The following is a 5,747-nucleotide window of genomic DNA, read 5'->3' as shown; positions in this document are numbered from 1 at the left end:
ATCGAAGATCGCCCGAGCATTTATTTATATTTTAAAGTCAATACCTATTATTTCACAGCCTGAATAGCCGCAGCATAATTAGGTTCCTGAGAAATATCCGGTACCTGTTCTTCATAAATAATGGTTCCCGAAGGGTCAATCACAACAACAGCTCTGCTGAGAAGCCCTTTCATAGATGATTCTACCATTTCTACCCCATAATTCCATCCGAAATCAGAACGGAAATCAGAAAGCATCACCACATTGTTGATTCCTTCAGCACCACAGAATCTTTTCTGAGCAAAAGGTAAATCTTTAGAAATACAAAGCACTACCGTATTGGGAAGGTTCCCTGCCTCTTCATTGAAATGATGCACAGATGCTGAGCAAACTCCCGTATCTACACTAGGAAAGATATTCAGGATTACATATCTGCCTTTGTAAGCATCTAAACTTTGATCATTCATATTCACATCCGTAAGGGTAAATTTCGGAGCCGGTTTGTTTACATCCGGTAATTTGGAATAAGTACGTACTGGGGTCCCTTTTAACAAAACGGTATTAATAGGTTTAGATTTTTGGGCAAAACCCATTGCTGAGAAAAAGAATAACGTACTGAAAACTATTTTTGAAAACATTGAAAATTTATTTTTAACAAAAATATTGTTTTTTTCAGTTGGCTGAGTTAATTTTCATTCAAATAGCTCTTAAATAGAGCAAATCTATTGATTCGTTATTCTGAAAATCAATTTTTACGTCTACCTTTATTCTACAAAATTCAGATTCAAATTATTAAATACTAACAATATGAGTTCAGCAAACAATGTGTCATTTCAAGATATTTTTAAAAACGAAAACGAAATCCCCGAAGAATATAAAGTCCCCGAGATCCATCAGAAAGTCTATCTTCTGAATGGTGAACTGGTAGAATGGAAAGGTGAAACCCAGAATATTTATTCCCCGGTTTGTATTCCTACTGAAAACGGATTAGAGAGAAAACTTCTGGGAAGCATCCCGAATATTGGTCCTGAAGAAGCCATGGAAGTGCTGAATACCTGTGTAAAGGCATATGATAACGGGCTGGGAGAGTGGCCTACAATGTCTGTGGAAGGACGTGTCAAGTGTATGCAGAAATTTGTCTATCTCATGATCCAGCAGCGTGATCTGATCATTAAGCTGCTAATGTGGGAAATCGGGAAAACACTGGCCGATTCTACCAAAGAATTTGACCGTACGGTAGATTATATCAATCAAACTATTGATGCTTTAAAAGACCTGGATAGAGAGTCTTCCCGCTTTCAGGAAGCAGAAGGTACAATTGCGCAGATCAGAAGAGCACCATTGGGAGTAGTTTTAAGTATGGGGCCATTCAATTATCCTTTGAACGAGATCTTTACTACACTGATTCCTGCATTGATTATGGGAAATACAATCTTATTCAAGCTACCTAAACATGGAGTACTGGCTCATTATCCTTTATTGAATGCCTTTAAAGAAGCTTTCCCGAAAGGAACAGTGAATACTTTATATGGAAAAGGTTCTGAAATCATAACTCCAATCATGGAAAGTGGTAAAGTAAATGTACTTGCTTTTATCGGTTCAAGTAAAGTTGCCAATGGATTGAAGAAATTACATCCGAAGGTGAATCGTTTAAGAGCCATTCTGAGTCTTGATGCTAAGAATGCAGCGATTGTTACCAAAAATGCCAACCTTGATGTAGCAGTAAGTGAATGTATTCTGGGAGCACTTTCATTTAACGGACAACGCTGTACAGCCTTAAAACTGATTTTTGTTCAGAAAGAAATTGCTGCAGAATTTACCATGAAGCTAAGTGAAGCTGTTTCAGCCCTGAAAGCCGGTTTACCATGGGAAAAAGAGGTGAAAGTAACTCCTCTTCCGGAAGTTAATAAACCACCTTATCTGAAGGAATGTATTGAAGATGCTGTATTGAAAGGTGCAGCCGTTTTAAATAAAGGTGGTGGCTATACAGAAGAGTCTTTCGTCTTTCCGGCAGTTGTTTATCCTGTAAACAGTGAGATGAAGCTCTATCATGAAGAACAGTTCGGTCCGGTAATTCCTGTTGTTCCGTTTGAAGATATTGAAGAGCCGATAGACTATCAGGTGAATGCCTCTCATGGAATGCAGGTTAGTATTTTCAGTGAAGACCCACAGGAAGTTGCAAAGCTGATTGATTCTTTTGTAAACCTTGTAAGCCGTGTCAATATCAATTGTCAGGCACAGCGTGGTCCGGATGTATTTCCTTTTACCGGAAGAAAAGACAGTGCAGAAGGTACGCTTTCCGTTTTTGATGCCCTGCGTTCATTTTCGATACGTTCGCTGGTGGCTGCAAAGCTTACAGATTCCAATAAAACATTACTGAATACGATTGTAAGGGAACATGATTCCAACTTTTTAAGTACAGACTATATTTTCTAGTTTCAATCCCAATTGTATTTAACATAAAATAAAAATCCTTAATAAATAATGAAATTTATTAAGGATTTTTTAACTTAATGGCTGAGTTTTTAAGGTTTGTGTTGTAATTGGGTGATGTTTTATAAAATATTGCCTCTAGGATTAGTGTGTAAATCATGTCTTCATTGGAACAAGAATTTTTAGAGAAAATTGAAAAGCACAAAGGTGTTATTTTCAAAATCTCTAAAATGTATATGGATAACAAGGACGATCAGAATGACCTCTATCAGGAGATCATTTATCAGGCGTGGAAATCATATGGTGATTTTCAGCGGCGGAGTGATTTCTCAACATGGCTATACAGAACTGCGCTTAACACAGCAATAGTTTTTCTGCGGAGTGAAAAAAAACGTAGTTTTATACACAATCAGGATATTGGCGGCCTGAGTGCCCAGCAGGAGCCTTATAATGATACCGATGATCAGAATATGAAATTGATGTATGAAGCAATCCATAAGCTGAGTCCTATTGATAAAGCACTGATATTTTTCTTTCTGGAAGATTACCCCGGTAGAGAAATTGCTTATCAATTAGGGATTACAGAAGTGAATGCAAGGGTGAAGCTTAAAAGAGCAAAAGAAAAATTAAAGGAGATCATTGCCAGGCAGAGAACAGGTTCAAATTAAAACATAAATGAATGGACTTAGAAAATTTTAGAGAACTTTGGAATAAAGATACAGGACAGGAACCCCCTGAAATTTCCCTGGAAAAGCAACGCGAGATTCATTCTCCGCTCCAGATGCTGAAAATCAATATGAAAACTGAATTTTGGCTGATGGTTGTTACTTTACCATTGCTTTTAACCAGTTTTCCATTTGCTTCCACAGATCCCAATGTAAGAATCATATCAACATTTGTCACCATCCTGACGATTGCTTTTATGATCTATTTTTATTCCCGTTTTCTTAGACTGTATAAACTTCTTCAAAAGAACAGCATTAATACCAATTATGACCTGTTTAATCTTAAAGCCCAGCTTTTAATATCGAAGGAAATCTACATTTCATATTATATTTCTTATATCCCGCTTGCCTTTCTTTTATCTCTCATTAAGATCAATTTCCATTTTGATATGGAATATAATCTGGCTATTTTTGGAATAAGCTTCCTCATTACTTTACTCTTAGTATGCTTTATCATTAAATATTGGATCTATTATATGTATGGAAGATATATTGATGATGTGGTGTATTTGGTAGATGAACTTAATGGAGTGGACGTAAAACCACGAACAGAGAAAAAGAAAACATGGTTTGAAAGGTCTCAGAAGTATTTTATGAATAAATTCGGGATCCAAGGTAATATACTGAATACTGTTATATGGTATGTATCGGTTTATATCTTTATTATTTTATTTCTGACACTTGTTCTGCTGATCATCATCCTAGCAGGTGCAAAACTTAATATCCTTGATATCGTATCATTACAAAGAGCTTTAAATAAACTGAACTAGAATCTGTTTTTATTCCATAAAATTTCTACCTTTAAAAAATTGAGCGGTTAAAAGAATATCAGATGAATGAGATTAAAAATCAGGTGTATTGTATAGAAGAATTTCTGGAACTTGTGAAGAATAAACAAGACAGAAAAGAATCTTATGATCCGGAATACAATTACGCAGTCTATTCATCAAAAGATGAATTTGAACCGGAAATGAAAGTTTTCATCGGTGATCCCTTAGATATCGGAGAGAATGATAACGAAATCTTACCTGATTTTGTATACCATAATAAACTTAGCTATATGTGTTCTGATGAAAATATTCAGGATGTAGTGGATCTTGCTTTCCGGCAGTATGCTGATATTACTTCTTTTCAGCTTATCACTGCCCTGAATCACTATCTTGAAAAAGACGACTTTTTAGATTTCAAATAAAACGTAACTAAATATTGATATAAATACCTTGATATGAAAAAATATCAGGGTATTATTTTATGTAACATTTTCGTTTTTTCTCTACTAACTGTGCAAATCATTCATTAGAATTAGAAACACCTACAATTATTTCGAATAAAGTACTATCCTAAAAATAGTAGAAACCAAAAAACACACGATGAGGGGCCTGGCAGTATTTTTCTGTCGGGTTTTTTATTTTTTTTAATTAATTTTCTGTAACAATTTTTTTTAATAATAACTAACTCTATAGAGTAACAAGCTATGACCTCAGTAGAGCAAGAGTTTATCCATAAGATTGAAAAGCATAAGGGAATCATTTTTAAGATTTCCAAAATGTATATGTCTGAAAAAGATGACTGTGATGATCTTTTTCAGGAAATTACCTTTCAGCTATGGAAGGCATATCCAAACTTCAGAGGGGAAAGCGAATTTTCAACCTGGTTGTATAGGATTGCTTTAAATACAGCCATCATCTTCCTCAAAAATCAAAAAAGAAGAAGCTTCATAGGAAATGAAGATTTCTCTATTCATGCCATTGCTCAGGAAGAGTATGATGATGGCAAAGAAGAACGGATGGCAGAGATGTATAAAGCCATTCATCTGCTCAATCCTATTGATAAGGCCTTTATTTTCTATTATCTGGAAGATTTTTCAGGAAAGCAGATTGCGGAGCAGATGGGAATATCTGAAGGCAATGTAAGAGTGAAAATGAACCGGGCTAAAAATAAATTAAAAGATATCTTGAACCAACATACCACTAACCAACTTTAAACCTGAATCCGATGAATATAGATGAATTGAAAAATACCTGGAATGAAGATATTGAAAACGAAACTCCGGAAATTAATATAGAACAACGCAATAAAATAAATCTTCCTATCGAAAAAGTACGCAAAAATATGCGTATGGAATTCTGGTGGATCGTAGGAATTTTCATTTTTGCATTCATGGTTTGCTCAGTCTGTAAACCGTTTAAACTCCAATTGTATATTACAGTTTTGATTGCCTCAATGCTTCTGGTGACTGTTTTCTTTTACAGTAAGTTTTTTAAATTATACCATGATATCAGCAATACAGAGCTGAAGACCAGTGACTCCCTGAAAGAACTTGTAACGCAGTTGAATCTGAATAAGCAGTATTATCTGTCTTATTACATAAGTTTTGCTCCTTTTATAGTCTGTGAAATACTGATTGTACTGGAATTCATCCCCTGGCCACAACCTATAGGAGAAGTTAAGATCGCTGCTATCCTTATCGGTTCGCTGATCATTGGAATGTTCTTACTCTTTCTATGCGGTAAATTTTGGTTTCACCGATATTACGGAAGATATATAAATCACATTGAGTCTCTTTTACAGGAATTCAAAAAGTAAAGTTGTTTCGGGGGGCTGAAAGCC

Annotated in this window: 7 protein-coding genes; 6 read left to right on the top strand and 1 reads right to left on the bottom strand. The window is 35.3% G+C overall.

Annotated features, from left to right (window positions below):
- Window positions 1-47 precede the first annotated feature (47 nt).
- The gene (tpx, locus tag WH267_RS24950; RefSeq protein ID WP_409013127.1) at window positions 48-545 is read right to left on the bottom strand and encodes a thiol peroxidase; all 498 of its coding nucleotides are present in this window, start codon (window positions 543-545) and stop codon (window positions 48-50) included.
- A gap of 241 nt (window positions 546-786) precedes the next feature.
- Between tpx and WH267_RS24945 the strand changes: the two genes are divergently transcribed.
- From WH267_RS24945 to WH267_RS24920, 6 genes are all read left to right on the top strand, one after another.
- Complete coding sequence (locus WH267_RS24945) at window positions 787-2,415, top strand: NADP-dependent glyceraldehyde-3-phosphate dehydrogenase (RefSeq protein ID WP_340011698.1); 1,629 nt, start codon at window positions 787-789, stop codon at window positions 2,413-2,415.
- 155 nt (window positions 2,416-2,570) lie between these two features.
- Window positions 2,571-3,080, top strand: a complete 510-nt coding sequence (locus tag WH267_RS24940) for an RNA polymerase sigma factor (RefSeq protein WP_340011697.1) — start codon at window positions 2,571-2,573, stop codon at window positions 3,078-3,080.
- 11 nt (window positions 3,081-3,091) lie between these two features.
- On the top strand, window positions 3,092-3,907 hold the full coding sequence (locus WH267_RS24935) for a hypothetical protein (protein ID WP_340011696.1): 816 nt from the start codon (window positions 3,092-3,094) through the stop codon (window positions 3,905-3,907).
- Between the two features lie 62 nt (window positions 3,908-3,969).
- Complete coding sequence (locus WH267_RS24930; protein WP_340011695.1) at window positions 3,970-4,329, top strand: DUF7716 domain-containing protein; 360 nt, start codon at window positions 3,970-3,972, stop codon at window positions 4,327-4,329.
- A 282-nt stretch (window positions 4,330-4,611) separates the two neighbouring features.
- The gene (locus WH267_RS24925; RefSeq protein ID WP_115972153.1) at window positions 4,612-5,121 is read left to right on the top strand and encodes an RNA polymerase sigma factor; all 510 of its coding nucleotides are present in this window, start codon (window positions 4,612-4,614) and stop codon (window positions 5,119-5,121) included.
- An 11-nt stretch (window positions 5,122-5,132) separates the two neighbouring features.
- Window positions 5,133-5,723, top strand: coding sequence for a hypothetical protein (locus WH267_RS24920; protein ID WP_340011694.1), 591 nt, complete (start codon window positions 5,133-5,135; stop codon window positions 5,721-5,723).
- Window positions 5,724-5,747 lie beyond the last annotated feature (24 nt).

The organism is Chryseobacterium sp. MYb328, from assembly GCF_037572595.1.
GTDB classification, from domain to species: domain Bacteria; phylum Bacteroidota; class Bacteroidia; order Flavobacteriales; family Weeksellaceae; genus Chryseobacterium; species Chryseobacterium pennae.
This window is presented reverse-complemented; position numbering and strand designations above follow the sequence as displayed.

Coding starts and splice junctions, on each gene's coding strand:
- WH267_RS24945 (WP_340011698.1), top strand. CDS start 787: ATGAGTTCAGCAAACAATGTGTCATTTCAAGATATTTTTAAAAACGAA.
- WH267_RS24940 (WP_340011697.1), top strand. CDS start 2,571: ATGTCTTCATTGGAACAAGAATTTTTAGAGAAAATTGAAAAGCACAAA.
- WH267_RS24935 (WP_340011696.1), top strand. CDS start 3,092: ATGGACTTAGAAAATTTTAGAGAACTTTGGAATAAAGATACAGGACAG.
- WH267_RS24930 (WP_340011695.1), top strand. CDS start 3,970: ATGAATGAGATTAAAAATCAGGTGTATTGTATAGAAGAATTTCTGGAA.
- WH267_RS24925 (WP_115972153.1), top strand. CDS start 4,612: ATGACCTCAGTAGAGCAAGAGTTTATCCATAAGATTGAAAAGCATAAG.
- WH267_RS24920 (WP_340011694.1), top strand. CDS start 5,133: ATGAATATAGATGAATTGAAAAATACCTGGAATGAAGATATTGAAAAC.